This is a genomic window from Streptomyces verrucosisporus (assembly GCF_017114865.1).
GTDB lineage: Bacteria > Actinomycetota > Actinomycetes > Streptomycetales > Streptomycetaceae > Streptomyces > Streptomyces fenghuangensis.
In genome coordinates this window covers 96,883-121,258 of the sequence record NZ_JADEYH010000007.1, presented here as the reverse complement: position 1 = coordinate 121,258, position 24,376 = coordinate 96,883, and the positions used below count along the sequence as shown (strand labels likewise).

Sequence of the window (24,376 nt, the reverse complement as noted above, 5' to 3'; positions counted from 1 at the left end):
CGTGAGCGCACAACACCCGAACTGGCCGGACGTGGTGCCGTACATCACCGCCTGGAGCGGCGAGCAGCGCCTCACACCTGCGGTGATCGCCACCGCACGAGGCATCGCCTACTCCGACGAGGTACCCCACGACCGCGACGCCGACGGCGCGCTGTGGGTGCGCCGCGCCCTGCACCCGGGCCGGGGCAGGCCGCGCTACTCCCGCGTCCATCCCCAGCGGCAGCGCCGGGCGATGGCCCGGCTGCTGTGCCAGATCTGCGGATCTCCGGCCGACCGCGACGAGCACGGGGTGCTGTGGCTGCTGGAGGACGACCGCACCGATTGGACCGGCTGGCCGGAGGGCCTGGTCACCGTCCATCCGCCCGTCTGCCTGCCCTGCGCACCGAAGGCCGCCGGGCTCTGCCCCCACTTGCGCGGCACCGGAGCGGTGGCGGTCCGCGTCCGCGACTCCGTACTCGACGGCGTCCACGGCCAGACCCACCGCCTCCACAACGGCCGTCTCGTTCCCGACCTGCAGGCCGTCGTCCTGTACGAACAGCCCGAGATCCGCTGGACACTTGCCGCCCAGGCCGCCCGCACCCTCACCGGCTGCACCCTGGTCGACCTCCACGCCGGGCGGCCCCTGTGAACCGGCCACGGTCCTTCCGCGAGACGCACGTATCCGGGCTGTTCCGCCACCAGGACGTACGCCGACCACCGCGAGACGCCACGGCCACCACCGGACTCCGTCTCCTCGGACCTGCAACCCGTCTCTACCGGTGCCAGGCCGTCGCCCACACCTCCGACGATGGCCGCATCTTCCCCCTCGGCACCCACGCGGCCGGCTCACCCCGCCTGGCCCTGCGCTGGCTCCACCTGCGGGCCCACCACATCGCCGACCAGCTCGACCCACCGGCCGCACGCCCCGTCCTGGGCTGGCTCCACGACGATCAGGCCCACGAACACGCCCTGGCCGTCCTCGCCTCCGGCACGCACTACACCCACACCATCCGCGACGACGCCGTGCGCTACCTGCTCGCCGCCCGACCGACCCCGAGGCCCTACCCGTGACCTTCGACCGTGCTGTCCAGACCGAGCAGTTGTACCGCTACGAGATCACCGCAGCCCTGAACGCCGTGGTCCGCGCCTGCCAGGACATCGTCACCGACCACAGCCACCGCGGCTTCTGGGCACCCCGCACCAGCACCGAGCCGACGCCCAGCCACCGCGAGCTGATCGAGGCCGCCCGCCGCGACGTGCTCAACCGCCTCCAGACGGTCATCCACTGCGCCGAGACGGTCGCCTACACCATCGAGCACGACCGCCGGCGTCGGCCCAGCCGAACCACTGAGTAACAACCTTCACCGAGCGGACGGATCAGTGAGGAAGCCTGGAGGCTCGGCGAACCGCAGTGCATCGGGTAACGGGCCCGGTACGGTCGGCTCATGGCAGTCGACATCGAGGATTTAGCAGTGCTGATCCGTGATCCGCATGTCGATTACGACAGCAGATGGTGGGAGCCGAGCCCGGTCGAACAGGCCTGCGCCGTTCGGATCCCGGAAGTCGTCGTCTCGCATCCCCTCAGTGAGGCGATCGTCCAGGGCATGCGGTGGGCGGCCCCTCTGCCCGAGGAGTCGCGCCTTGCGCCCGTTGCGGTCTCCTACGCTGTGTACCTTCGGCGCTCGGTGGCCCCGTCGCCCGGTGCCGGCCGGCAGGTCGAGGACGCCTTCCTCGACCTGCTCCGGAAGATCACGGGCCACCCGGGGGAGGGCGCGGCAGTCGTGGTGGGGACGGGTGGGCCGTAGACCGTAACCGCCTGCCAGACTCGCTCCATGCGGAGGATCATCGAGGACATGGCCGGCCGCCTGGCCGAGGTGCCGGGCGTGGTCGGGGTGATGCTCGGCGGCAGCCGGGCACGCGGGGAGCACCGGCCCGGATCGGACTGGGACCTCGGCGTCTACTACCGGGGCGATCCCGATCTCGCCGCACTGCGCGCGCTGGCCGGTCCCGGGGTGGAGGTGGTCGGCCCGGGTGGCTGGGGGCCCTGGGTGAACGGCGGCGCGTGGCTGCGCGTCCACGGCGTGGCGGTGGACTGGATCCTGCGGGACCTGGACCGGGTCGGGCGGGTGTGGGCGGACTGCCGCGAGGGCCGGTACGAAGTGGGCGTACAGGCCGGGCACCCGCTCGGATTCTGGTCGCCGTGCTATGCGGGCGAGGTGGCGCTCGGCCGGGTACTGGCCGACCCGTCCGGGGAGTTGACGGACCTTCGGCGCAGGACCGCGGTCTACCCCGAGCCGCTGCGGGAGGCGCTGATCGCGGCGGCCTGGGAGGCGGAGTTCCTGGTCGGTGCCGCGGCGAAGGGCGCGGCGGGAGCGGACACGCTCTACGTCTCGCTCTGCCTGTCCCGGGCGGTCGGTGTGCTGGTGCAGGCGGTGTTCGCCGAGGACCGGCGCTGGTGCCTCAACGAGAAGGGCGCGCTGGCCGTCGCCGAGACGCTGCCGGCCGCGCCGGCCGGCTTCGGCCCGCAGGCCCGACGCCTGCTGGGAGCACCTGGCGAGACCTCCGAGTCGCTGGCGGCGACGGTGGCCGAGGCGCGGGTGCTGGTCGGGGAGACCGTCGCCGCGCTGAGGAGCCGCACCGGGTGACGGCGCCTGCCCTGTCGGGCGCGGCATCTCACTCCAGGTGTTAGGACTACACTCCTAAGGAGTGTAGTCCTAACACCTTCGCGCGCCCTCTGGGCGCGGGGCCTCAGGCCTGAGCGGGCGCGAAGCGCTTCAGCTCGCGGCGGGCCAGGGAGCGCTGGTGGACCTCGTCCGGGCCGTCGGCGAGCTGGAGGGTGCGGGCCCCGGCCCACAGCTCGGCCAGCGGGAAGTCCTGGCTGACGCCGCCCGCGCCGTGCAGCTGCACCGCGCGGTCCAGGATGCCCACGACCGTGCGCGGCACCGCGATCTTGATGGCCTGGATCTCGGTGTGCGCGCCCCGGTTGCCGACGGTGTCCATCAGCCAGGCCGTCTTGAGCACCAGCAGCCGCAGCTGCTCCACCGACACCCGCGCGTCCGCGATCCACTGCTGGACGACGCCCTGCGCGGCCAGCGGCCTGCCGAAGGCGGTGCGGGTGCCGGCCCGGCGGCACATCAGCTCGATCGCCCGCTCGGCCATGCCGATCAGCCGCATGCAGTGGTGGATGCGGCCCGGCCCCAGGCGGGCCTGGGCGATGGCGAAGCCGCCGCCCTCCTCGCCGATCAGGTTGTCCACCGGCACCCGCACGTCGTGGAAGAGGACCTCGGCGTGGCCGCCGTGCCAGTGGTCCTCGTAGCCGTAGACCGTCATCGCGCGGCGCACCTCGACGCCCGGGGTGTCGCGCGGTACCAGCACCATCGACTGCTGGCGGCGGATGTCGTCGCCGTCCGGGTCGGTCTTGCCCATCACGATGAAGACCGCGCAGTCGGGGTTCATCGCTCCGGAGATGTACCACTTGCGGCCGGTGATGACGTACTCGTCGCCCTCGCGCCGGATGCGGGTCTCGATGTTGGTGGCATCGGAGGAGGCGACCTCCGGCTCGGTCATGGCGAAGGCCGACCGGATCTCCCCGGCCAGCAGCGGCTTCAGCCACCGCTCGCGCTGCTCGGCGCTGCCGAACTGGGCCAGCACCTCCATGTTGCCGGTGTCGGGCGCGGCGCAGTTGGTGGCGGTCGGGGCGAGCTGCGGGCTGCGGCCGGTGATCTCGGCCAGCGGCGCGTACTGGAGGTTGGTCAGTCCGGCGCCGTGCTCGGCGTCGGGCAGGAAGAGGTTCCACAGGCCGCGCTCGCGGGCGGCGGCCTTCAGCTCCTGAACCACCGGCGGGGTGCGCCACGGCGAGTCCAGCGCCGCCCGCTGCTCCTCGGCCACGGCCTCCGCCGGGTGGACGTGCTCGTCCATGAAGGCCAGCAGCTTCTCGCGGAGCTCCTCGGTGCGTGCGTCGAATCCGAAGTCCATGGCGGATCAGCCCTCCTGCAGGGTGGTGAGGCCTTCTGAGACGAAGAGGGGGACGAGCGCGCCGATGCGGTCGAAGCCCGCGCCGACGGTCTGCCCGAGGGTGTAGCGGTAGTGGATGCCCTCCAGGATCACGGCGAGCTTGAAGTAGGCGAACGCCGTGTACCAGGCGATGTTCGAGACGTCGCGGCCCGATGAGGAGGCGTACCGCTCGATCAGCTCCCGCGCGTCGGGGTGGCCGGGCGCCTCGCGGGTGGTGGCGATGGGGGCGCCGGGGATGCGCTGCTGGCTGCTGTACATCACCAGCAGGCCCAGGTCGGTCAGCGGGTCGCCGAGAGTGGACATCTCCCAGTCGAGGATGGCGGCGATCCCGTCGTCCGCGCCGACGAGCACGTTGTCCAGCCGGTAGTCGCCGTGGACGATCGCGGGGGCGGGGGAGTCGGGCAGCCGGCTGCCGAGCAGGGCGTGGAGCTCGTCGATGCCGGGCAGTTCGCGGCTGCGGGAGGCGTCCAGCTGCTTGCCCCAGCGCCGCAGCTGCCGCTCCAGGAAGCCCTCGGGGCGTCCGAAGCCGTCCAGGCCGACGGAGGCCGGGTCCACCGAGTGCAGCTTCACCAGGGCGTCGGACAGGCCGAGGACCAGCTCGCGGGTGCGCTCGGGGCCGAGCGGGGCGAGCTGCTCGGCGGTGCGGTAGGGGGTGCCCTCCACGTACTCCATCACGTAGAAGGGCGCGCCGAGGACGGATTCGTCCTCGCACAGCAGCACCGCGCCGGGCACGGGCACGTCGGTGGGGCCCAGGGCGTTGATCACCCGGTGCTCGCGGGCCATGTCGTGCGCGGTGGCCAGGACGTGGCCCAGCGGAGGGCGCCGCACCACCCAGCGCGAGGTCCCGTCGCTCACCTTGTAGGTCAGGTTCGAGCGGCCGCCCTCGATCAGCTCCGCGCTCAGGGGCCCCTGGACGAGCCCCGGGCGCTCGCCGTCCAGGTACGCGCGCAGCCGCGCGGGATCGAGGCCCGGTGGGTGGTGCTCGGTCATCGGCAGGCTCCTCGGCGGGAAGAGGGTGGTCGTGCGTACCGGGTAATGATGCCGACCAGTCGGTATGGAGTCCAGGGAAGGGCGCGAAAAGAGAGCCCCGACACCGCGTGGAGGCGGTGCCGGGGCCGCGGTACGGATCAGCGGGGGACGGCGGCGACGGCCAGCCCCGTGACCTCCTGCGGCGTCCCGTCGATGGGAACGACCGCGCCCGCCTCGTCCGCGTCCAGCGCCTCCAGCGTCTCGAACTGGGACTTGAGCAGCGCGGACGGCATGAAGTGCCCGGTGCGGCCCGTCAGCCGCTCGCCGATCAGCTCGGGCGAGCCGTCCAGGTGGAGGAAGAACACATCCGGCGCGGCCCGGCGCAGCCGGTCGCGGTAGACGCGCTTGAGGGCGGAGCAGGTCACCACGCCGCCGTCGGCGCCCTGGGCCTTGAGCCAGGCGGCGATCGCGTCCAGCCAGGGCGCGCGGTCGGTGTCCGTCAGCGGGACGCCCGAGGCCATCTTCGCCACGTTCTCCGGCGGGTGGAAGTCGTCGGCCTCCGCGTACGGCACACTCAGCCGCTCCGCCAGGGCCGTGCCCACCGTCGTCTTCCCGGACCCGGACACACCCATCACCACGACGAGCGGACTCACAACAGCCACACCACCACTCCAAAGATCGGCACGGCCAGCGTACAGACGGCCGCCGCGTACGCCGTGCGCATACCCAGCGGGCCCGGCCGGGGCACATCCAGCGCGCGGATGCGGCGGTGGGCCAGGCCCAGGAACGCCAGCCACACCAGCGCCCCCAGCGCGGTCAGGGCGTAGACCTGCGGCGGCCCGCCGTCGTGAACCACCCCGCGGGCCAGTAGTGCCACCACGGCCGCGAAGGCCAGGGTGGTGCGCCGCCACGCCATCCGGGTGCGCTCCGGCTGCGCGGCCGGATCGCGGACGGCCGCCCCGACCGCGTACGCCCCGTTCCCGCGCGTCCCGTTCCGGTGCGTCCCGTCCCCGCGCGGCCGGCGGTCCGCGCTCACCTGCCCAGCTCCCCCAGCAGCACTCCGGCGACCACCACCAGCGCGGCCACCGCCGTGCCCAGCGCCAGCAGCACGGGGAAGCGGGACAGCGGCAGGTCCTCGCCGCGCCGCATGGCCCGCTCGGTACGCAGCCAGTGGTTGACCGCCCGCACCGCGCACAGCGCGCCGCCCGCCAGCAGCACCACGGCGATCGCCGCCCGGGGGCCGGGGCGGATCCCGGTCAGGAGCTGGTCCACCGCCAGGCCGCCCGCCACCAGCGCCAGCGCGGTGCGGATCCACGCCAGGAAGGTCCGCTCGTTGGCCAGGGAGAAGCGGTAGTCGGGGGTGGTGCCCTCGGCCCGCATCCGCTCCGGCGCCAGCCACAGCCGCAGCGGGTCCCGCAGTCCGTACCAGAGCCGTTTGATCACGCTCCCGACACTACGCCGGGCCCACGCCACGCTCCCGGTGCCACTCCCCCAGCCGCCGGTGGCACTCCAGCCCGTCGGGCACCACGTCCCACCCCTCCAGCCGCCGCTCCACCTCGTCCTCCGGCAGGAAGTCCCACCAGGCGATCTCCTCGGCCTGGGGGCGCACCGGCAGCTCGCACCGCACCTCGTAGACGGCCAGGAACCAGGTGTGCTCCGGCGACTCGTACAGAAACGTCAGCCGGTGCTCGGGATGCGGCAGCCCGCTGACCCCCAGCTCCTCCCCGGCCTCGCGCAGCGCCGCCTCGTCGTAGCTCTCGCCCGCCCCGACCACGCCCCCGACCACCAGGTCGTACATCGAGGGGAAGACCAGCTTCTCCGGGGTGCGGCGGTGGACGAAGATCCGGCCCTCGGCGTCCCGCACCCGCACCGACACGCACCGGTGCCGCATCCGCCGGGCGGTGGCCGTGCCGCGCCGGGCCCGGCCGATCACACGGTCGTACTCGTCCACGATGTCCAGCAGCTCGTCCGCGGATCTGCCCGCCGTCTCCTCGCTCGTCACCCGATCATCAAAGCAGCCGGCCGGGGGGTGCCGCATCCGCCGGGCGGCAGGTTACTCTCCGGTCACCAGCGGGACGGACCGAGGAACGGATGGGCCGATGGCGTACGACGCCGATGTGATCGTGATCGGGGCGGGCCTGGCCGGGCTCGCGGCCACCGCCGAACTGGCCGACGCCGGGCGGAAGGTGATCCTGCTCGACCAGGAGCCCCCGGCCTCGCTCGGCGGCCAGGCGCACTGGTCCTTCGGCGGGCTGTTCCTCGTCGACTCGCCCGAGCAGCGCCGTATGCGCGTGCGCGACAGCCGCGAGCTGGCCTGGCAGGACTGGCTCGGCACCGCCGGCTTCGACCGCGAGGAGGACGCCTGGCCGCGCCGCTGGGCCGAGGCGTACGTCGACTTCGCCGCCGGGGAGAAGCGCGCCTGGCTGCGCGCCCAGGGCGTGCGGCTGTTCCCCGTCGTCGGCTGGGCCGAGCGGGGCGGCTACGATGCCCGCGGCCACGGCAACTCGGTGCCGCGCTTCCACATCACCTGGGGCACCGGGCCCGGCCTGGTCGAGCCCTTCGAGCGGCGGGTGCGGCAGGGCGCCGAACGGGGTCTGGTGGACCCGCGCTTCCGGCACCGCGTCACGGGGCTGGCCCGCAGCGCCGGAGCGGTGGACACCGTCACCGGCGAGGTGCTCGCCCCCAGCGACGCCGCACGTGGCACGGCCAGCGGCCGGGAGGTGACCGGCGTCTTCGAACTGCGTGCCCAGGCGGTGATCGTCGCCTCCGGCGGCATCGGCGGCAACCACGACCTGGTGCGCGCCAACTGGCCCGAGCGGCTCGGCACTCCGCCCAGGCGGATGCTCTCCGGAGTGCCCGCCCACGTCGACGGCGCGATGCTCGGCATCGCCGAGGAGGCCGGCGGCCGGATCGTCAACCGCGACCGGATGTGGCACTACACCGAGGGCATCGAGAACTGGGACCCGATCTGGGCGCGGCACGGCATCCGAATCCTGCCCGGCCCCTCCTCCCTGTGGCTGGACGCCGCCGGCCGCCGGCTTCCGGTACCGCTCTTCCCCGGCTTCGACACGCTCGGCACCCTCGAGCACATCATGGGCACGGGGCACGACTACACCTGGTTCGTCCTCACACAGAAGATCATCGAGAAGGAGTTCGCGCTCTCCGGCTCGGAGCAGAACCCCGACCTCACCGGCCGCAGCGTCCGACAGGTCCTCGGCCGGGCCCGCTCCGGGGCGCCCGGCCCGGTGCGCGCGTTCATGGACAAGGGCGCCGACTTCGTCGTCGAGCGCGACCTGTCCGCCCTGGTGCGCGGCATGAACGCGCTCACCGGTGACGGCCTGATCGACGAGGCCGCCCTGCGCCGCGAGATCACCGCCCGCGACCGCGAGATCGCCAACCCCTTCACCAAGGACCTCCAGATCACCGCCGTCCGGGGCGCCCGCACCTACCTCGGCGACAAGCTGATCCGCGTCGCCCCGCCCCACCGGCTGCTGGACCCGAAGGCGGGCCCGCTGATCGCCGTGCGTCTGAACATCCTCACCCGCAAGACCCTCGGCGGCCTGGAGACCGACCTGTCCTCCCGCGTCCTCACGGCCGGAGGCGAGGCGCTGCCCGGCCTCTACGCGGTGGGCGAGGCCGCCGGCTTCGGCGGCGGGGGCATGCACGGCTACCGCTCCCTGGAGGGCACCTTCCTGGGCGGCTGCCTGTTCTCCGGCCGCACCGCCGGCCGCGCGGCGGCGAAGGCGGTGGGCTGAGGCGAGAGGGACGGCCGGGGCGGGACGGGCGACCGCGCCCGTCCCGCCCCGGCCGTCCCCACCGGTGGACCGGGAACGGCGAAGGCCCCGCGGACGTCCGCGGGGCCTTCGCCTCTTCTGTGTCCGGAGGGGGACTTGAACCCCCACGCCCGATAAAGGGCACTAGCACCTCAAGCTAGCGCGTCTGCCATTCCGCCACCCGGACAGGTGTGTGCCGCCGACCGTGGTCGTGGCGACGTGTAAACCATAGCACTGGAGCGGAGCCGGGCGATCACCCCGGCTCCTGTGCTCCGGACCTCCGAGACGGGAGGATGGGCGCGGACCCCCGCAACACGAGGAGGCAGTGTGAGCGAGCCGAACGCGACCACCACCGCGGCCGACGCGGTCAGGGGCGAGGACGAGGTCGTCGACCTGTGCCGCGACCTGATCCGGATCGACACCAGCAACTACGGCGACCACTCGGGACCGGGCGAACGGGCCGCGGCCGAGTACGTGGCGGAGAAGCTCGCGGAGGTGGGACTGGAGCCGGAGATCTTCGAGTCGCACCCGGGCCGGGCGTCGACCGTCGCCCGGATCGAGGGCGAGGACCCCTCCCGGCCCGCGCTCCTCATCCACGGGCACACCGACGTCGTCCCGGCCAACGCCGAGGACTGGACCCATCATCCGTTCTCCGGCGAGATCGCCGACGGCTGCGTGTGGGGCCGCGGAGCGGTCGACATGAAGGACATGGACGCGATGACGCTGGCGGTCGTGCGCGACCGGCTGCGCAGCGGCCGCAGGCCTCCGCGCGACATCGTGCTGGCCTTCCTCGCCGACGAGGAGGCGGGCGGCACCTGGGGGGCGAAGCACCTGGTCAAGCGGCATCCGGAGCTCTTCGAGGGCGTGACCGAGGCGATCGGCGAGGTCGGCGGCTTCTCCTTCACCGTCAACGAGAAGCTGCGGCTGTATCTGGTGGAGACCGCCGAGAAGGGCATGCACTGGATGCGGCTCACCGTGGACGGCACCGCCGGACACGGCTCGATGACCAACGACGACAACGCGATCACCGAGCTGTGCGAGGCGGTCGGGCGGCTGGGCCGGCACAAGTTCCCGGTCCGGGTGACCAAGACGGTGCGCTCCTTCCTCGACGAGCTCTCCGACGCCCTCGGCGTGGAACTGGACCCGGAGAACATGGACGAGACCCTGGCCAGGCTCGGCGGCATCGCCAAGCTGATCGGGGCGACGCTGCGCAACACCGCGGCCCCGACGATGCTGGGCGCCGGCTACAAGGTCAACGTCATCCCCGGCCAGGCCACTGCCCATGTCGACGGGCGCTTCCTGCCCGGTCACGAGGAGGAGTTCCTGGCCGACCTCGACCGGATCCTGGGCCCGCGCGTCAGGCGCGAGGACGTGCACGCCGACAAGGCGGTGGAGACCGGCTTCGACGGCGGCCTGGTGGACGCCATGCAGTCCGCGCTGAAGGCCGAGGACCCGATCGCGCGGGCCGTGCCGTACATGCTCTCCGGCGGCACCGACGCCAAGTCCTTCGACGACCTGGGCATCCGCTGCTTCGGCTTCGCCCCGCTGAAGCTCCCGCCGGAGCTGGACTTCGCCGGGATGTTCCACGGAGTGGACGAGCGGGTGCCGGTGGAGGGGCTGAAGTTCGGCGTGCGGGTGCTGGACCGCTTCCTGGACCAGTGCTGACCGGCGCCCGGCGCCGTACGGACCGGCCTTACCGGCAATCGTCCATGTGTGCGCGTGTGACCGGAACGGGTGAATGCGTCATCGGGCCGTAGCCCGCTTCCTCCGGTGTCGTTACAGGGAGTGCGGTCCGCGGCTGGGATCGCATTGCCAACAAGGAGGAAGAATGATCAAGAAGGTCGTCGCCGTCGCGGCTGCCACCGGTGGTCTCGTGCTCGCGGGCGCGGGTGTGGCCGCCGCCGACTCCGGTGCCCAGGGCGCTGCCATCGGTTCCCCCGGTGTCATCTCCGGCAACGTCATCCAGGCGCCGATCCACGTCCCGGTGAACGTCTGCGGCAACACGGTCAGCGTGATCGGGCTGCTGAACCCCGCCTTCGGCAACTTCTGCGTCAACGACTGACGTCGCGTCCGGGCCCGAGAAGGGCCTGTGCGCGGCGGCCCCGGAGCGCGCGCCATGCGCTCCGGGGCCGCCGTTTCGGCGGGCGGGGAGTCGAGAAGTGCCTCCTGTCCGCGCACAACCCGTAGACCGCAAGCCACCCGCACATCACAGGGCAAGGGGAAGTACACATGCGACAGGTCACAAGGAAGGGCCTGATCACCATCGCCGCGGCCGGCGGCGTGCTGGCCATGTCGGGCGGCCACGCCGCCCACGCGGACGCCGAGGCCCGGGGTGTGGCCGCGGGCTCGCCGGGCGTGCTGTCCGGCAACACCGTCCAGGCCCCCGTGCACGCGCCGGTGAACGCCTGCGGCAACACCGCGACCGTCGGCGGCGGCCTCAACCCGGCCTTCGGCAACAAGTGCGCCAACGTGGACGACCACCGCGGCGGCCACCACCAGGGCGACCGCGACGGCGGCGGGCACCGGGGCGGGCACGAGGGCGGCCACCAGGAGGACCGGGGCGGGCAGCACTGGGAGCAGGGCGGCGAGCAGGGCAAGAGCCACGGCGAGAACAAGAAGCAGCACGGGAAGCACGCCGGCGACGGCGGCGCCAGGGCCGAGGGTGTGGCCGCGGGCTCGCCGGGCGTGCTGTCCGGCAACACCGTCCAGGCCCCCGTGCACGTCCCGGTGAACGTCTGCGGCAACTCCGTGAACGTGGTGGGCGCGCTCAACCCGGCCGCCGGCAACGAGTGCGCCAACGTGAGCGACCACAAGCCGTCCCCGGAGAAGCCCGGGCCCGAGCACCCGGAGAAGCCGAAGCCGGAGAAGCCCGGGCCCGAGCACCCGGAGAAGCCGAAGCCGGAGGAGCCCAAGCAGCCGGAGAAGAGGGACGAGCCCCGTGCCGAGGCCCCCGAGAAGCCCGCTCCCCAGGTCATGGGCGGCGAGCTGGCCCAGACCGGCAGCAGCGGGCTGGGCACGGTCGTCCCGGTCGGCGCCGGGGTGCTGCTCGGCGGCGCCCTGCTCTACCGGCGCGCCCGCGCCATGCGGGGCTGACCGGCGCCGGGAATCACGGCCGGAAGCACGGCGAGGAGCGGGCTCCGCCCCTTACGGGGGTCGGGGTCCGCTCCTTCCGCTTCGCGCGTCACCAGGTGGCGCGCAACTGGCGGATGATCCGCCGCCGCAGCCGCACCTGGCGGCTGCCGTCGGAGTTGAGCCTGAGGCGGTCCAGTTCCCAGTGTCCGTACTCGGCGTGTTCGGTCAGCAGACGTGTGGCGGCCTTGCGGGAGACCCCACGCGGGACGTACACATCACGAAATTCGTATTCCGGCATCACAACCATTGTGCGTGCGGGGCCCCGGTACGGATAGCGTCTGCACTATGTCTGATGCTGCGCAGCCCGGTGCTGCCGAGGTACGAGCCGCCGCCGAAGCGTTGAAGACCGCGCTGGACCGTCACCTCGAAGCCGTCGAACGACGGTCCGCCGAGGGGGGCTCGGGCGCCGGGGCCGCTCGGGCCGAGGCCGCCGTCCACGCCGCCTTCGACGAACTCGCCGCGGCGGGCGAGGCGTACGACGAGCTGTTGTACGACGTCTACGACGAGGTCACACCCTTCGAGATCCCGGGCGGCGACACCATGCCCGCCTACGCGGGGCCGGAGGAGCCCAGCACCATCGGCGTCCTCATCCGCCGCGACTACACGGTGGTGGAGCCGCGGCGGCTGATGGCCCAGGCGCAGCGCGTCACCGCGCTCGACCCGGACTCGGCCGACGCGGACGAGGAGGCGCTGGAGGGCCCCTTCGCCGGGAGCGGGGTACACGCCGCCCTCAGTGTGCTGTTCGGCGAGTACGAACCCGACGAGATCGCCACGCGGCACGAGGAGTTCGGCCTGGAGGAGGGCGACTCCACGCTCTGGGTGATCGCGGGCGACGAGCCCGCCGAGCCGGGGGAGTGGCTGGGCTCGCCCTTCGACGGGGCCGACCCCGAGCAGGTCGTGTGCCGCTTCGACGTCAGCACCGTCTTCGACGAGGAGGAGGACCTCTACGGCGAGGACGGGGACGCCGGGCCTGTGGTCCGGGCCGCGCACTGACCCCGGCCCGCTCCCGCCGCCGGGGCGCCGGTCCGCGCCCCGGCGGAAGGAGCGCGCCGCCGGCGGGTCAGTCCACGGCCTCCGGCGGCGGGGCCGCCTGTGCTGCTTGAGCCGCCTGCGCGCGCAGCAGCGTGCGCAGGCGTGTCGTGCGCTCCGGTGCGGGAATCCGTTCCACCGCCCGCGGCAGCGCCTGATCCACACCGTGCACCACGGACAGATGCCGCTCGCCGCGGCCGAAGGCCGTGTACACCCAGGCGCGGTCGAGGGCCGGGACCGCATCCCCCGGAAGCACCACCACGGCCGCAGGCCAGCGCGTCCCGACGGCCTGGTGAGCGGTAATGGCCCAGCCGTGCCGCACCGTCCGCGCCACCCGCTCGCGCGGGACGGTGACGGCGCGGCCGCAGCAGTCCAGACGCAGCCCCTCCTCGTCGCCCGACACCACCGTGCCCAGCACGGTGTGCCCGGGGGCGGGGGAGTGGGCCACCCGGTCGCCCGGGTCGAAGCCGCCGAACCGGCCGGGACCGGGGTTGAGCCGCTCCTTGAGCGCGGCGTTGAGGACCCGGGTGCCCGCGGCGCCGCCGTGGCCGGGCGTGATCACCTGCGTCAGCCCGGCGGGCACCCCCAGCGCCCGTGGCACCGAGTCGGCGACGAGCTGCACAGTTCGGTGCACCGCCTCCCCGGCGTCGCGCACCGGGACGATCACCACCTCCCGGCCGGGCGCCTCCACCTGGTTCAGCTCGCCGATCCCGATGCCCGAGACCAGCTCGCCGACCGGCCCGGGGTCCGGGGTGCGGGAGACCACCTGCGGGCAGACGCGCGCCGCCAGCAGATCGGCCGGCACCTGGCCGGCGCCCGCGGAGCCGAGCAGGTGCGGATCGCCGCTGAGGACCAGCCGCGCACCGTCCGGCACCGCCTCGACCAGCATCGCCGCGCGTTCGGCGTCGAGCTGGGGGGCGTCCAGCACGGCGAGCAGGTCCAGCGCGTACGCGCCCTCCTCGTCACGCCCCGGGCCCTCCCGGCCGGCCAGCAGCCCGTCGACGGTGACGGCCGCCGGACCCATGCTGCCGTCCGGGCCGTCCCCGCCCTGACCGTCCCCCGGATCGCCGTCCCGGCCGCTCCCGCCGCCGCCCTCGGTGTCCAGCAGCGCCGCCAGCCGCCGCCTGCCGTCCTCGCTGTGCGCGGCGGCGTACGCCCGCAGCCCCAGTGCCCGGGCCACGGCCACCAGCGCCGCCGGCTCGGCGCGGGCGGCCTCGCCGCCGGTGTGCGCCACCAGGCCGTGGCGGGCGGCGGCGCGCACCAGTTCGGCCGCGGACGGGCCGGGCGCCCTGCCCGCGGCCTCCTCCCAGCGGGCCGCCTCCTCCTCACCGGGCGGGATGAAGGTGCTGCTCAGCCGGGCCAGGCCCTCGGCCAGGCTCTCCTCGGCCAGCGCGTGGCGCTCCAGGCCGACGAGCAGCCGTACGGGCCGCCCGCCCTCCTCTTCATCCCCGTCCGCCCCGGCGCTCCCGGCATCGGCCTCCCCGGCGGCGGCGCCCTCCTCACCGGCGTCCTCGAAGGCCAGCACCGCGCCCGCGTCGACCGCCTCGCCCACCGCCGCCTCCGGCTCCGGTACGCCGTACCGGGCCAGCCCCTCGGCCAGTGTCCGGGCGCCGAGCACCGTGTGCCCGGACAGCGCAGCCCGCTCCAGCAGCCACACCGCCAGGGCCCGGCAGCGCCGCTCGTCGCCGGGGCCGCCCCGGGGCCCCAGCAGCGCCCGCGCGAAGCCGTCCGCCTGCTCCGGCGCCACGCCCGGAACGGCCAGCAGCTCCCACGGGTCGGCGCGCAGCACCTCCTCGGCGCCCTCGCCGAAGGTCTCCACCACGGCCGTGCCCAGCGCCGCGGGCGCGCCGCCCTCGGCCAGCAGTGCGGTGACGCCCTCGGGCACCGTCACCGGGCCGCCGCCCGGTGCGGCCTGCGGACCGCCGGGGACGCCGGGCCGGGCGGCCGGGGCGGCGCGCCGGGGCCGGGACGCGGGCTTCGGCTCGGCGAAGAACTCGGCGGCCGAGCGCTCGCCGCTCTCCACGGCCCGTACGGCGGCCATGAGCTCCGCGGCCTTGTCCGGGGCGCCGGGTGCGGTCTGGTGAGCCTGATCGGCGTTGTCGGCGCCGGACGCGGTCAAAGCGTGCTCCAGTCGTGATCGGGATAGCGGTGCACCGGGGCCGACACATCGTCCAGCGCCCGGCAGATCTCGTCGGGAAGCGTAAGGCCCTCCACTGACAGAGCCTCGACGAGCTGCCGCGAGGTACGCGGGCCGATGACCGGCGCGGCCACTCCCGGCCGGTCGCGCACCCAGGCCAGCGCCACCTGGAGCGGGGTGACGGCCAGCCCGTCGGCGGCCGTGGCGACCGCGTCGACGACCCGTGCCGCCGCGTCGTCCAGATAGGGCTCCACGAAGGGCGCCAGATGCTCCGACGCCCCGCGCGAGTCCGGCGGGGTGGAGTGCCGGTACTTGCCCGTGAGCACGCCCCGGCCCAGCGGCGAGGACGCCAGCAGCCCCACCTCCAGGTCCAGCGCGGCCGGCAGCACCTCCCGCTCCACACCGCGCTGGAGCAGGGAGTACTCCATCTGGACACCGGCCAGCCGGGTGTGCGCCCCCGGGGCGGCGAGCTGCCAGGCGGCTGCCTTGGCCAGCTGCCAGCCGCAGAAGCCCGCCACCCCCGCGTAGCGGGCGCGGCCGCTGGCCACCGCGGTGTCGAGGGCCTGGAGGGTTTCCTCCAAAGGGGTGAAAGGGTCGTAGGAGTGGACCTGCCACAGATCGACGTAGTCGGTGCCCAGCCGCTCCAGGGAGGCGTCCAGCGCGTCCAGCAGATGGCCGCGAGAGCAGTCGGAGCGCCGCTCGGGGTCGGGCACGCCGCCCGCCTTGGTGGCGATCACCAGGTCCCGGCGGGGCACGAGGTCCTGCACCAGCCGGCCCAGGAGGTACTCGGCACCGCCGTCGGCGTACACGTCGGCGGTGTCCACCAGCGTCCCGCCGGCCTCCCAGAAGGCCTTCAGCAGGTCCGCCGCCTCCCGTTCCCCGGTGTCCCTCGCCCAGGTGAGCGTACCGAGCCCGATCCGGGATACGCGGAGGCCGGTGCGGCCCACGTGCCTGTGCTTCATGGGCGTTGAGAGTACTTGCGGCCGCGCGCTAGAGTCCCGGCGACGGGCACGTTACCGATCGGTAAGGGGACGCGGATGAGGCTCGGGATCAACCTCGGTTACTGGGGCGCCGGGATGGACGCCGACAATCTCGCGGTCGCCCAGGAGGCCGACCGGCTGGGCTACTCCGTGTGCTGGGCCGCCGAGGCCTACGGATCGGACGCCCCCACCGTCCTGGCCTGGGTGGCGGCCCGGACCGAGCGGATCGACGTCGGCTCGGCCATCCTCCAGATTCCCGCCCGCGCCCCCGCCATGACGGCCATGACCGCCGCCACCCTCGACTCCCTCTCGGGCGGGCGCTTCCGCCTGGGCCTGGGCGTCTCCGGGCCGCAGGTGTCCGAGGGCTGGTACGGGGTGCGGTTCGACAAGCCGCTCGCCCGCACCCGCGAGTACGTGGAGATCGTCCGCAAGGCGATGTCCCGCGAGCGGCTGACCCACTCCGGCGAGCACTGGACGCTGCCGCTGCCCGACGGTCCCGGCAAGCCGCTGAAGCTGACCGTCCACCCCGTCCGCGAGCGGATCCCGCTGTACATCGCCGCCATCGGCCCGAAGAACCTGGAGCAGACCGGCGAGATCGCCGACGGCGCCCTGCTGATCTTCTTCGCCCCCGAGCACGCCGAGGAGACCACGCTCGGCGCGCTGCGGGCCGGGCGCGAGAAGGCGGGTCTGACGATGGAGGGCTTCGACGTGGCGCCCACCGTGCCGCTGGCCGTCGGGGAGGACATCGACGCCCTGGCCGACACCTTCCGCCCGTACACCGCGCTGTACGTCGGCGGCATGGGCAGCCGCGAGCAGAACTTCTACAACCGGCTCGCCCGGCGCATGGGATACGAGAAGGAGGCCGCCGAGATCCAGGACAGGTACCTGTCCGGCGACAAGGACGGCGCCGCGGCCGCCGTGCCCCGGCAGCTCATCGACTCCACCACGCTGCTCGGTCCCGTCGAGCGGATCGCCGACCGGATGCGGGCCTACGCCGAGGCCGGGGTGACCACCCTGTCGCTGACACCGGCCGGCTTCACCCTGGAGGAGCGGATCGCCGCGCTGCGAGTCGGAGTGGAGGCCCTGGAGCGGTCCGGGGCCGCCTCCTAGGAAGCCGCCGCGCCCGTCGTGAACGCCACGCGGGGTGCGGCCGGACCGAGCCGTCCGGCCGCACCCCGCGCCGGGGCGTGTCCACGGCAGTGGTGGGGGCTCGGGGGTCCTCCCCGCCACGGCCGTCTCCCGGCACAACGGCACGGAGCCGCCGGGGTTACGCCCGGCACGGCGGACACCTCCGTTCGGCGCAGGGGCGGAGGTGAGCTGTTGCCGCCGCCCGCCCGCACCGGTTGACTCGGATTTCTGCGGATACGTCCACGGAAGGTGTCGGGCCATGCTGCGCAGAAGGGACCTGGTGCGGGAGGTCCTCGACGACGACGCGTCCTTCCGGCTGCTGTGCTCGCTGGCCGTCGCGGCCCAGGCGCGCAACGGCCGGGAGAACCGCCGGATCGCCGCCCTCGTCCCCCGGGGCCGTCGCGACCTCGCCCCCGCGATGGCCCGGTACGGCGAGCTTCAGGAGCGGCACGCACGGCTGCTGGCCGGGCTGCTCGCCGCCTGCGGTCCGGAACCGGCCGAGGTGCCCCCCGAGGCGGACCACGCCGCACTCCTGGAGCGGCGGGGGAGCTGCCCGGCACACGTCCGGATGAGGTGCGGGCAGCCCCTGAGCGAGCGGGACGTCCTCGCCCACCTCGCCCACGGGCACGCGGCCGCGGCCCGTGCCACCGCTTGGCTCGCCCGTCTTGCCGGGCACGCCTTCGTCCGCCCCGGGGCCGGCGAGGCGGTCCGGGAGGTCTTCCGCGCCGAACGGGAGTACCTGGCCTGGTGCCGCGAGGGGATGCTGGGCTTCGCCCGCGCCGGCCACGTCGCCGCCGTCGAGCTGGTGCTCAGGGAGAACGCGCTGGCGGAGGCCCGTGCCCACCGCGATGCCGCCCTCGCCGTACTGGCCCGCACCGGCCACCTGCTGGGCTGGAGCATGGCCAGGTCGGTGGTGCTGGAGGGGGGCGTCCAGGCCCGGTACGTCCACGAGCGGCTGGTCGCCCGGCGCCGTGCCGTGTGCCTGGACCCGCTGCCCGCCCTGCCCGAACCGGAACCCGGGCCCCGGCGTGAAACGGCGCGGCCCGATCCGGGCGCCGGGTCCGATGCGGAGTCCGGAAACGGTGCGGAGTCCGGGTCCGGCGCGGCGCCCGGGACCGGGACGCGCGCCCCGTCCGGGGACGCGGCTACAACCAGCCCCGGCGCTTGAAGAGCCGGTAGAGGCCGGCGCTCACCGTGACCATCACCACCACCACCCCCGGGTAGCCCAGCGGATGGGCCAGCTCGGGCATGTGGTCGAAATTCATGCCGTACACCCCGGCGATCATGGTGGGCACCGCCGCCATGGCCGCCCACGCCGAGATCTTGCGCATGTCGTCGTTCTGCCGGACGCCCACCTGCGCCAGATAGGCCGACAGGATGTCCGACAGCAGCCGGTCCAACGCTTCCACCTGCTCGTTCGCCCGGGTCAGATGGTCGCTGACGTCGCGGAAGAACGGGCGCGAGTCGGCGTGCACGAACGGTACGCCGATGCCCGCCAGCCGCTCCATCGGTTCCGCCAGCGGCCCGGTGGCCCGGCGGAACTCCAGCACCTGGCGCTTGAAGGCGTAGATGCGGCTCGCCACGGTGCCGCGCGCGGTCCCGCCGGGAGTGAAGACCTCCTCCTCCAGCTCCTCCAGGTCGATCTGCAGTTCGGAGGCCACCTCCATGTAGTGGTCGACCACCGCGTCGCTCACCGCGTACATCACGGCCGTCGGACCGTGCTGCAGCACCCCCGGGTCCCGCTCCAGCCGTTCGCGCACCGAGCCCAGCGGGTTGGTCGCACCGTGCCGCACCGACACCACGAAGGAGTCGCCGAGGAACAGCATCAGCTCCCCGGTGGCCACCGTGTCGGCCGCCTCGTCGTAGTCCACCGGCTTGAGCACCAGGAACAGCGAGTCCTCGTAGACCTCCAGCTTGGGCCGCTGGTGGGCCGACAGGGCGTCCTCCACCGCCAGCGGGTGCAGCCCGAACTCCCGGGAGACCTGGCCGAATTCCTCCTCGGTGGGCTCGTGCAGCCCGATCCACACGAAGGCGTCCCGGTCCGCGCGGGCCGCCCGGAGGGCCTCGGCGAGACCGGACGGATCCCCGGTGCGGCGCCCGTCCCGGTAGATCGCACAGTCCACAATCACACCCACGATTCTCCCCCGCCGACCCGGCGGCGTGTGCGGCGGCCGCCCGCCCGGTCCCCGCGCCCCGCCCCTACTCGGCCCCACCGCCCTCGCCTACGCTGGCTGCCATGCCCACGCTGCTCCTCGTCCGGCACGGCCGGTCCACCGCCAACACCTCCGGACTGCTGGCCGGACGCACCCCCGGCGTCGAGCTGGACGAGCTCGGCGCCGCCCAGGCCGCCGCCCTCCCCGCGCGCCTGGCGGCGCTCCCGCTGGCCGCCGCCGTCCACAGCCCGCTGGAGCGCTGCCGCCAGACCCTGGCGCCGCTGGCCGCCGCCAGGCCGGACCTGCCGCTGCACACCGAGGAGCGCGTCGGCGAGTGCGACTACGGCGACTGGACCGGCCGCAAGCTCGCCGAGCTGAACGAGGAGCCGCTGATGGCCACCGTCCAGCAGCACCCCTCGGCCGCGGCCTTCCCCGGCGGCGAGACGATGCGCGGTATGCAGGCCCGGGCGGTGGAGGCCGTACGGGAGTGGAACGAGCGGATCGAGCGGGAGCACGGGCCGGACGCCACCTATCTGGTGTGCTCGCACGGCGACATCATCAAGTCGCTGGTCGCCGACGCCCTCGGCATGCACCTGGACCTCTTCCAGCGCCTCCACGTCGAGCCCTGCTCGGTCACCGCCGTCCGCTACACCCCGCTGCGCCCCTTCCTGCTGCGGCTGGGCGACACCGGCGACCTCGCCTCGCTCGCCCCGCGCGAGGCGGACGCCGCGCACGGCACGCCGCAGGCGGGCGGCGACGGCGGCGCGGTCGTCGGGGGCGGCGCCTGACACGGTGGCGGGTGCGGTGGTCGGCACGGTGATCGCCGGGCGCAGTAGGGTGCCAGTGTCCCAGCAGTCGACCGATGGAGCAGGAACGTGTCCCGTCAGGTGTTCCTCTACGACCCCCCGGAACGCTTCGTGGCCGGCACGGTCGGGCTGCCTGGCCGCCGGACGTTCTTCCTCCAGGCGTCCGCGGCCGGCCGCACCACCAGCGTCTCCCTGGAGAAGGCGCAGGTCGAGGCGCTGGCCGAGCGCATAGACGAACTCCTGGACGAGGTCGTGCGGCGTACCGGCGGCAGCGCCCCGGTCCCGGCCGTCGCGCCCGCCGAGACGGCCGACAACGCCCCTCTGCGGACTCCGGTGGAGGAGGAGTTCCGGGTCGGCACCATGGCGCTGGCCTGGGACGGCGAGGACGAGTGCGTGATCGTGGAGGCGCAGGCGCTCGTCGAGATCGAGGCCGACTCCGACGAGGACCTGGCCGAGGCCGAGGAGAGGCTGCTGAGGGACGACGAGAACGGCCCGCCGGTGCTGCGTGTGAGGATCAGCGGCACCATGGCCCGGGCCTTCGCCAAACGCGCCATGGAGGTCGTCAAGGCCGGCCGTCCGCCCTGCCCGCTGTGCAGTCTGCCGCTCGACCCGGAGGGACACGTATGCCCGCGCCAGAACGGATACCGCCGCGGCCTGTGAGGCCGGAGGCGGACCCCGGCGGCGCACCGCCGGCCGAACTGCTCGCCCGCGGTGAGCTGACGGTGCGCGGACGCCTCGGTGGCGCCTCCAACACGGTGCTGTACTGCACGGTCGCCGAGGCGGACGCGGAAGACGGGGACGGCGGGCGGGAGGTGCCCTGCGTCTACAAGCCGGTGCGCGGGGAGCGCCCGCTGTGGGACTTCCCCGACGGCTGCCTCGCCCGGCGCGAGGTGGCCGCCTACGAGGTCTGCGAGGCCCTGGGCTGGCATCTGGTGCCGCCGACCGTGCTGCGCGACGGCCCGTACGGCGAGGGCATGTGCCAGCTGTGGATCGGACCCCGGCCGGACGGGGCGCGGGAGCGGGACGGGCGGGAGGAGCCGGGAGGCGGCGGGCCCGCCGCCGCCGAACTGCTCGCGCTCGTGGAGGAGGGAGAGCCGGGACCGGGCTGGAAGCCCGTCGTCCCGGTCGGCGTGGACGGGGACCGCACCGCGCTGCTGGTGCACGCCGACGATCCCCGCCTGCGCCGGCTGGCCGTCCTCGACGCGGTGATCAACAACGCCGACCGCAAGGGCGGGCATCTGCTGACCGGCCCGGACGGAGAGCTGTACGGCATCGACCACGGTGTGACCTTCCACACCGACGACAAGCTGCGCACCCTGCTGTGGGGCTGGGCGGGCGAGCCGCTGTCGAAGGAGGCGCTTCAAGCGCTGCGCGGCCTGTCCGCCGCCCTGGCCGACGGCGGGCCGCTCGCCACCCGGCTGGCCGAGCTGATCACCTCCGCCGAGCTGGACGCCCTGCGCAAGCGGACCGGCGCCCTGATCGCCGCCGGCCGCCACCCGCTGCCCGGCGGCGACTGGCCCGCGATCCCATGGCCGCCCGTCTGACCCGCCCGGTCCCGCCGCCCGGTCGCCTTTCCGCCCGGCCGCCCGTGCGGATGGATCCGGCCGGCGACGCCTCGTCAAGCGGGCCACACCGGCCGCGGCACCCGGTTCAGGCCATTGCGCGCATCCCGTTCGTGGACGGCATCGCGTGCCGGTTACGCTCATGACCATGCATGCCTGGCCCGCTTCCGAGGTGCCCGCCCTGCCAGGTCAGGGCCGAGACCTCAGCCTCCACGACACCGCGACCGGCGGACGGGTGACCCTCGCCCCCGGTCCCGTCGCCCGCCTCTACGTCTGCGGCATCACGCCGTACGACGCGACCCACATCGGGCACGCGGCGACCTACAACGCGTTCGACCTCGTGCAGCGCGTGTGGCTCGACACCAAGCGGCAGGTCCACTACGTGCAGAACGTCACCGACGTCGACGACCCGCTGCTGGAGCGGGCCACCGCCACCGGTGAGGACTGGACGGCGCTGGCCGAGCGCGAGACGGCCCTCTTCCGCGAGGACATGACCGCCCTGCGGATGCTCCCGCCCAGGCACTACATCGGGGCCGTGGAGTACATACCCCGGATCGTCCCCGTCATCGAGCGGCTGCGGGAGACCGGCGCCGCCTACGACCTCGACGGCGACGTCTACTTCTCCGTCGCCTCCGACCCCCACTTCGGCGGGGTGTCCGGTCTGGACGCCGAGACGATGCGGCACCTGTCGGCCGAGCGCGGCGGTGACCCGGACCGCCCGGGCAAGAAGAACCCGCTCGACCCGCTGCTGTGGACGGCCGCCCGCGAGGGTGAACCCTCCTGGGACGGCGGCTCGCTCGGCCCCGGCCGTCCCGGCTGGCACGTCGAGTGCGTCGCCATCGCGCTGGACCACCTGGGTATGGGCTTCGACGTCCAGGGCGGCGGCTCCGACCTGGCCTTCCCCCACCACGAGATGGGAGCCTCGCACGCGCAGGCGCTCACCGGTCGGTACCCCTTCGCCCGCGCCTACGTCCACGCCGGGATGGTCGCCCTCCACGGCGAGAAGATGTCCAAGTCCAAGGGGAACCTGGTCTTCGTCAGCGCGCTGCGCCGCGACGGGACCGACCCGGCCGCCGTCCGCCTGGCCCTGCTGGCCCACCACTACCGCGCCGACTGGGAGTGGACGGACGCCGTCCTCGACGAGGCGGTGGCCCGGCTCGGGCGCTGGCGGGCGGCCGTCTCCCGGCCCGACGGCCCGTCGGCCGACGCGCTGGTGGAAAAGATCCGCGCCGCCCTCGCCGACGACCTCGACGCCCCCGCCGCGCTGGCCGCGGTCGACCGCTGGGTCGAGCGCCAGAACGCGGACGGCGGTACGGACACCGGCGCGCCCGGTCTGGTGTCACGGGCCGTGGACGCCCTGCTGGGCGTCGCGCTCTGAGCATCCGGTCGCGCGACGGAAGGTGTCGGGGGCGCCCGCCGAACGGCGGGCGCCCCCGACACCTCGTGCCGTACCGCTGCGCCCTGTTTGCTCAGCGATCCTTCTCCGGGCCCTGAGGGCCGCCCTCCTCGCCTTCCGCGCCGTCCCCGCCTTCCGCACCGCCGTCCCCGCCTTCGGAGCCCCGCGCCCCGCGCTCCGGACCGCCCTCCGGCGGCCTCGCCGGACGTGTACGCCCCCCGGCCGAGGTGTCGCGCAGGTAGGAGCCGCCCTCGGCGGCCGTACCGCCCCCGGCGTGGCCGCCGGGCTGGCCGTCCCGCCGCCGCAGATAGCGCTCGAACTCCTTGGCGATCGCCTCGCCCGACGCCTCCGGCAGCTCCGCGGTGTCCCGGGCCTCCTCCAGCGACTGCACGTACTCGGCCACCTCACTGTCCTCGGCGGCGAGCTGGTCCACGCCCAGCTGCCAGGCCCGGGCGTCCTCCGGCAGCTCGCCCATCGGGATCCGCACGTTCAGCAGGTCCTCCAGCCGGTTGAGCAGGGCGAGGGTCGCCTTCGGGTTGGGCGGCTGCGAGACGTAGTGCGGCACCGCGGCCCACAGGCTCACCGCCGGCACGCCCGCGTGACCGCACGCCTCCTGGAGGATGCCGACGATGCCGGTGGGGCCCTCGTACCGGGACTCCTCCAGATCCATCGTGCGGGCCAGGTCCGGGTCGGAGGTGACGCCCGTGACCGGGACCGGCCGGGTGTGCGGGGTGTCACCGAGCAGCGCGCCGAGCACGACGACCATCTCCACGCCCAGCTCGTGGGCGAATCCCAGGATCTCGTTGCAGAAGGACCTCCAGCGCATGCTCGGCTCGATACCGCGCACCAGCACCAGATCACGGGCGCGGCCCCGGCCGTCGGAGTCGCCGACCCGTACCACCGACAGGCGGGTCGTCGGCCAGGTGATCCTGCGCACACCGCCCTCCAGCCACACCTGGGGGCGGTTGACCTGGAAGTCGTAGTAGTCCTCGGCGTCCAGCGCCGCGAACACCTCGCCCTTCCACTCCCGCTCCAGATGCGCGACCGCGGCGGAGGCGGCGTCACCGGCGTCGTTCCAGCCTTCGAACGCGGCCACCATGACCGGGTCGACCAGCTCGGGAACTCCCTCGAGCTCGATCACCCAGTGCCTCCTTCCGGCCGACCGGAGCACTCGCTCCGTACCGGCTGACGTTCCATTACCGTGCGGGCCCAGCCTACGGCGTGACCGTGCCCGCGCCGCAGCCATGGCACTCCTTCCCGGGCGGTTGCGGCGGTGATCCGTCCGGATAACGCCGCAACCGCCCACGGCGCGCGGGCC

27 protein-coding genes and 1 tRNA gene are annotated in these 24,376 nt (G+C 74.2%); 16 read left to right on the top strand and 12 right to left on the bottom strand.

The genetic code is table 11. The features are described from left to right. Nucleotide 1: 1 nt before the first annotated feature. From IQ279_RS11035 to IQ279_RS11015, 5 genes are all read left to right on the top strand, one after another. The gene (locus IQ279_RS11035) at nucleotides 2-628 is read left to right on the top strand and encodes a hypothetical protein (RefSeq protein ID WP_206348206.1); all 627 of its coding nucleotides are present in this window, start codon (nucleotides 2-4) and stop codon (nucleotides 626-628) included. After that, nucleotides 625-1,050 (top strand): hypothetical protein, encoded by a 426-nt coding sequence (locus IQ279_RS11030; RefSeq protein WP_206348205.1) that lies wholly within the window; start codon nucleotides 625-627, stop codon nucleotides 1,048-1,050. Before IQ279_RS11035 ends, IQ279_RS11030 begins: the two co-directional genes overlap by 4 nt. Continuing rightward, nucleotides 1,047-1,334 (top strand): hypothetical protein, encoded by a 288-nt coding sequence (locus IQ279_RS11025; RefSeq protein ID WP_206348204.1) that lies wholly within the window; start codon nucleotides 1,047-1,049, stop codon nucleotides 1,332-1,334. Before IQ279_RS11030 ends, IQ279_RS11025 begins: the two co-directional genes overlap by 4 nt. 90 nt (nucleotides 1,335-1,424) lie before the next feature. Beyond that, on the top strand, nucleotides 1,425-1,784 hold the full coding sequence (locus IQ279_RS11020; RefSeq protein WP_206348203.1) for a hypothetical protein: 360 nt from the start codon (nucleotides 1,425-1,427) through the stop codon (nucleotides 1,782-1,784). A gap of 27 nt (nucleotides 1,785-1,811) precedes the next feature. Further along, complete coding sequence (locus tag IQ279_RS11015) at nucleotides 1,812-2,624, top strand: DUF4037 domain-containing protein (protein ID WP_206348202.1); 813 nt, start codon at nucleotides 1,812-1,814, stop codon at nucleotides 2,622-2,624. A 103-nt stretch (nucleotides 2,625-2,727) separates the two neighbouring features. Here IQ279_RS11015 and IQ279_RS11010 read toward each other — a convergent pair whose 3' ends face one another. The 6 genes from IQ279_RS11010 to IQ279_RS10985 form a co-directional block, all read right to left on the bottom strand. Then, entirely contained in the window at nucleotides 2,728-3,954 is a 1,227-nt protein-coding gene (locus IQ279_RS11010; RefSeq protein WP_206348201.1) for an acyl-CoA dehydrogenase family protein, read from the bottom strand. A 6-nt stretch (nucleotides 3,955-3,960) separates the two neighbouring features. Next, the gene (locus IQ279_RS11005) at nucleotides 3,961-4,983 is read right to left on the bottom strand and encodes a phosphotransferase family protein (protein ID WP_206348200.1); all 1,023 of its coding nucleotides are present in this window, start codon (nucleotides 4,981-4,983) and stop codon (nucleotides 3,961-3,963) included. A gap of 137 nt (nucleotides 4,984-5,120) precedes the next feature. Next, complete coding sequence (locus IQ279_RS11000; RefSeq protein WP_206348285.1) at nucleotides 5,121-5,594, bottom strand: gluconokinase; 474 nt, start codon at nucleotides 5,592-5,594, stop codon at nucleotides 5,121-5,123. Between the two features lie 17 nt (nucleotides 5,595-5,611). Next, a complete protein-coding gene (locus IQ279_RS10995; RefSeq protein WP_307792303.1) occupies nucleotides 5,612-5,998 on the bottom strand; it encodes a DUF202 domain-containing protein in 387 nt (128 codons plus the stop codon). Continuing rightward, complete coding sequence (locus IQ279_RS10990) at nucleotides 5,995-6,342, bottom strand: YidH family protein (RefSeq protein ID WP_206348283.1); 348 nt, start codon at nucleotides 6,340-6,342, stop codon at nucleotides 5,995-5,997. Before IQ279_RS10990 ends, IQ279_RS10995 begins: the two co-directional genes overlap by 4 nt. A 73-nt stretch (nucleotides 6,343-6,415) precedes the next feature. After that, nucleotides 6,416-7,000 (bottom strand): NUDIX domain-containing protein, encoded by a 585-nt coding sequence (locus IQ279_RS10985; protein ID WP_206348199.1) that lies wholly within the window; start codon nucleotides 6,998-7,000, stop codon nucleotides 6,416-6,418. 61 nt (nucleotides 7,001-7,061) lie between these two features. Here IQ279_RS10985 and IQ279_RS10980 point away from each other — a divergent pair, with 61 nt between their 5' ends. Beyond that, nucleotides 7,062-8,717 carry an FAD-binding dehydrogenase gene (locus IQ279_RS10980; RefSeq protein ID WP_206348198.1) on the top strand — a complete coding sequence of 552 codons (1,656 nt, stop codon included), beginning with the start codon at nucleotides 7,062-7,064 and terminating at the stop codon, nucleotides 8,715-8,717. A gap of 120 nt (nucleotides 8,718-8,837) precedes the next feature. Here the strand turns inward: IQ279_RS10980 and IQ279_RS10975 are convergent. After that, nucleotides 8,838-8,922: transfer RNA gene (locus IQ279_RS10975), tRNA-Leu, on the bottom strand. Between the two features lie 140 nt (nucleotides 8,923-9,062). Here IQ279_RS10975 and IQ279_RS10970 point away from each other — a divergent pair. The 3 genes from IQ279_RS10970 to IQ279_RS10960 all read left to right on the top strand — a co-directional run bounded on the left by IQ279_RS10970 (nucleotide 9,063) and on the right by IQ279_RS10960 (nucleotide 11,828). Next, entirely contained in the window at nucleotides 9,063-10,400 is a 1,338-nt protein-coding gene (locus IQ279_RS10970) for a M20/M25/M40 family metallo-hydrolase (RefSeq protein ID WP_206348197.1), read from the top strand. A 163-nt stretch (nucleotides 10,401-10,563) separates the two neighbouring features. Then, nucleotides 10,564-10,797 carry a chaplin gene (locus IQ279_RS10965; protein ID WP_093851602.1) on the top strand — a complete coding sequence of 78 codons (234 nt, stop codon included), beginning with the start codon at nucleotides 10,564-10,566 and terminating at the stop codon, nucleotides 10,795-10,797. A 167-nt stretch (nucleotides 10,798-10,964) separates the two neighbouring features. Beyond that, nucleotides 10,965-11,828: a chaplin gene (locus IQ279_RS10960; protein WP_206348196.1), complete on the top strand. Its 864-nt coding sequence runs from the start codon at nucleotides 10,965-10,967 to the stop codon at nucleotides 11,826-11,828. Nucleotides 11,829-11,916: 88 nt separating this feature from the next. On the opposite strand, the gene IQ279_RS10955 is transcribed toward IQ279_RS10960, so the two are convergent. Beyond that, entirely contained in the window at nucleotides 11,917-12,105 is a 189-nt protein-coding gene (locus IQ279_RS10955) for a DUF5703 family protein (protein ID WP_093662929.1), read from the bottom strand. 47 nt (nucleotides 12,106-12,152) lie between these two features. On the opposite strand from IQ279_RS10955, the gene IQ279_RS10950 reads away from it, so the two are divergent. After that, nucleotides 12,153-12,860: a hypothetical protein gene (locus tag IQ279_RS10950; RefSeq protein WP_206348195.1), complete on the top strand. Its 708-nt coding sequence runs from the start codon at nucleotides 12,153-12,155 to the stop codon at nucleotides 12,858-12,860. Nucleotides 12,861-12,927: 67 nt separating this feature from the next. Here the strand turns inward: IQ279_RS10950 and IQ279_RS10945 are convergent, their stop codons facing one another. Then, nucleotides 12,928-14,937 carry a helix-hairpin-helix domain-containing protein gene (locus tag IQ279_RS10945; protein ID WP_206348282.1) on the bottom strand — a complete coding sequence of 670 codons (2,010 nt, stop codon included), beginning with the start codon at nucleotides 14,935-14,937 and terminating at the stop codon, nucleotides 12,928-12,930. Between the two features lie 74 nt (nucleotides 14,938-15,011). Further along, nucleotides 15,012-15,995 carry an aldo/keto reductase gene (locus IQ279_RS10940; RefSeq protein ID WP_206348194.1) on the bottom strand — a complete coding sequence of 328 codons (984 nt, stop codon included), beginning with the start codon at nucleotides 15,993-15,995 and terminating at the stop codon, nucleotides 15,012-15,014. 75 nt (nucleotides 15,996-16,070) lie between these two features. Here IQ279_RS10940 and IQ279_RS10935 point away from each other — a divergent pair, with 75 nt between their 5' ends. After that, entirely contained in the window at nucleotides 16,071-17,123 is a 1,053-nt protein-coding gene (locus IQ279_RS10935; protein ID WP_206348193.1) for an LLM class F420-dependent oxidoreductase, read from the top strand. A 277-nt stretch (nucleotides 17,124-17,400) separates the two neighbouring features. Next, complete coding sequence (locus tag IQ279_RS10930; protein ID WP_206348192.1) at nucleotides 17,401-18,309, top strand: ferritin-like domain-containing protein; 909 nt, start codon at nucleotides 17,401-17,403, stop codon at nucleotides 18,307-18,309. Here IQ279_RS10930 and corA read toward each other — a convergent pair. Beyond that, on the bottom strand, nucleotides 18,287-19,279 hold the full coding sequence (corA, locus tag IQ279_RS10925; RefSeq protein ID WP_206348281.1) for a magnesium/cobalt transporter CorA: 993 nt from the start codon (nucleotides 19,277-19,279) through the stop codon (nucleotides 18,287-18,289). The genes IQ279_RS10930 and corA overlap by 23 nt on opposite strands. Nucleotides 19,280-19,377: 98 nt before the next feature. On the opposite strand from corA, the gene IQ279_RS10920 reads away from it, so the two are divergent. From IQ279_RS10920 to mshC, 4 genes are all read left to right on the top strand, one after another. Further along, nucleotides 19,378-20,082: a histidine phosphatase family protein gene (locus IQ279_RS10920; protein ID WP_206348191.1), complete on the top strand. Its 705-nt coding sequence runs from the start codon at nucleotides 19,378-19,380 to the stop codon at nucleotides 20,080-20,082. A gap of 87 nt (nucleotides 20,083-20,169) precedes the next feature. After that, entirely contained in the window at nucleotides 20,170-20,760 is a 591-nt protein-coding gene (locus IQ279_RS10915) for a DUF3090 domain-containing protein (protein WP_206348190.1), read from the top strand. After that, entirely contained in the window at nucleotides 20,724-21,644 is a 921-nt protein-coding gene (locus tag IQ279_RS10910; protein ID WP_206348189.1) for an SCO1664 family protein, read from the top strand. The genes IQ279_RS10915 and IQ279_RS10910 overlap by 37 nt, the downstream gene beginning before the upstream one ends. A gap of 166 nt (nucleotides 21,645-21,810) precedes the next feature. Beyond that, on the top strand, nucleotides 21,811-23,040 hold the full coding sequence (gene mshC / locus IQ279_RS10905; RefSeq protein WP_206348188.1) for a cysteine--1-D-myo-inosityl 2-amino-2-deoxy-alpha-D-glucopyranoside ligase: 1,230 nt from the start codon (nucleotides 21,811-21,813) through the stop codon (nucleotides 23,038-23,040). 91 nt (nucleotides 23,041-23,131) lie between these two features. Here mshC and IQ279_RS10900 read toward each other — a convergent pair whose 3' ends face one another. Further along, nucleotides 23,132-24,199: a PAC2 family protein gene (locus IQ279_RS10900; RefSeq protein WP_206348187.1), complete on the bottom strand. Its 1,068-nt coding sequence runs from the start codon at nucleotides 24,197-24,199 to the stop codon at nucleotides 23,132-23,134. Between the last annotated feature and the right edge of the window lie 177 nt (nucleotides 24,200-24,376).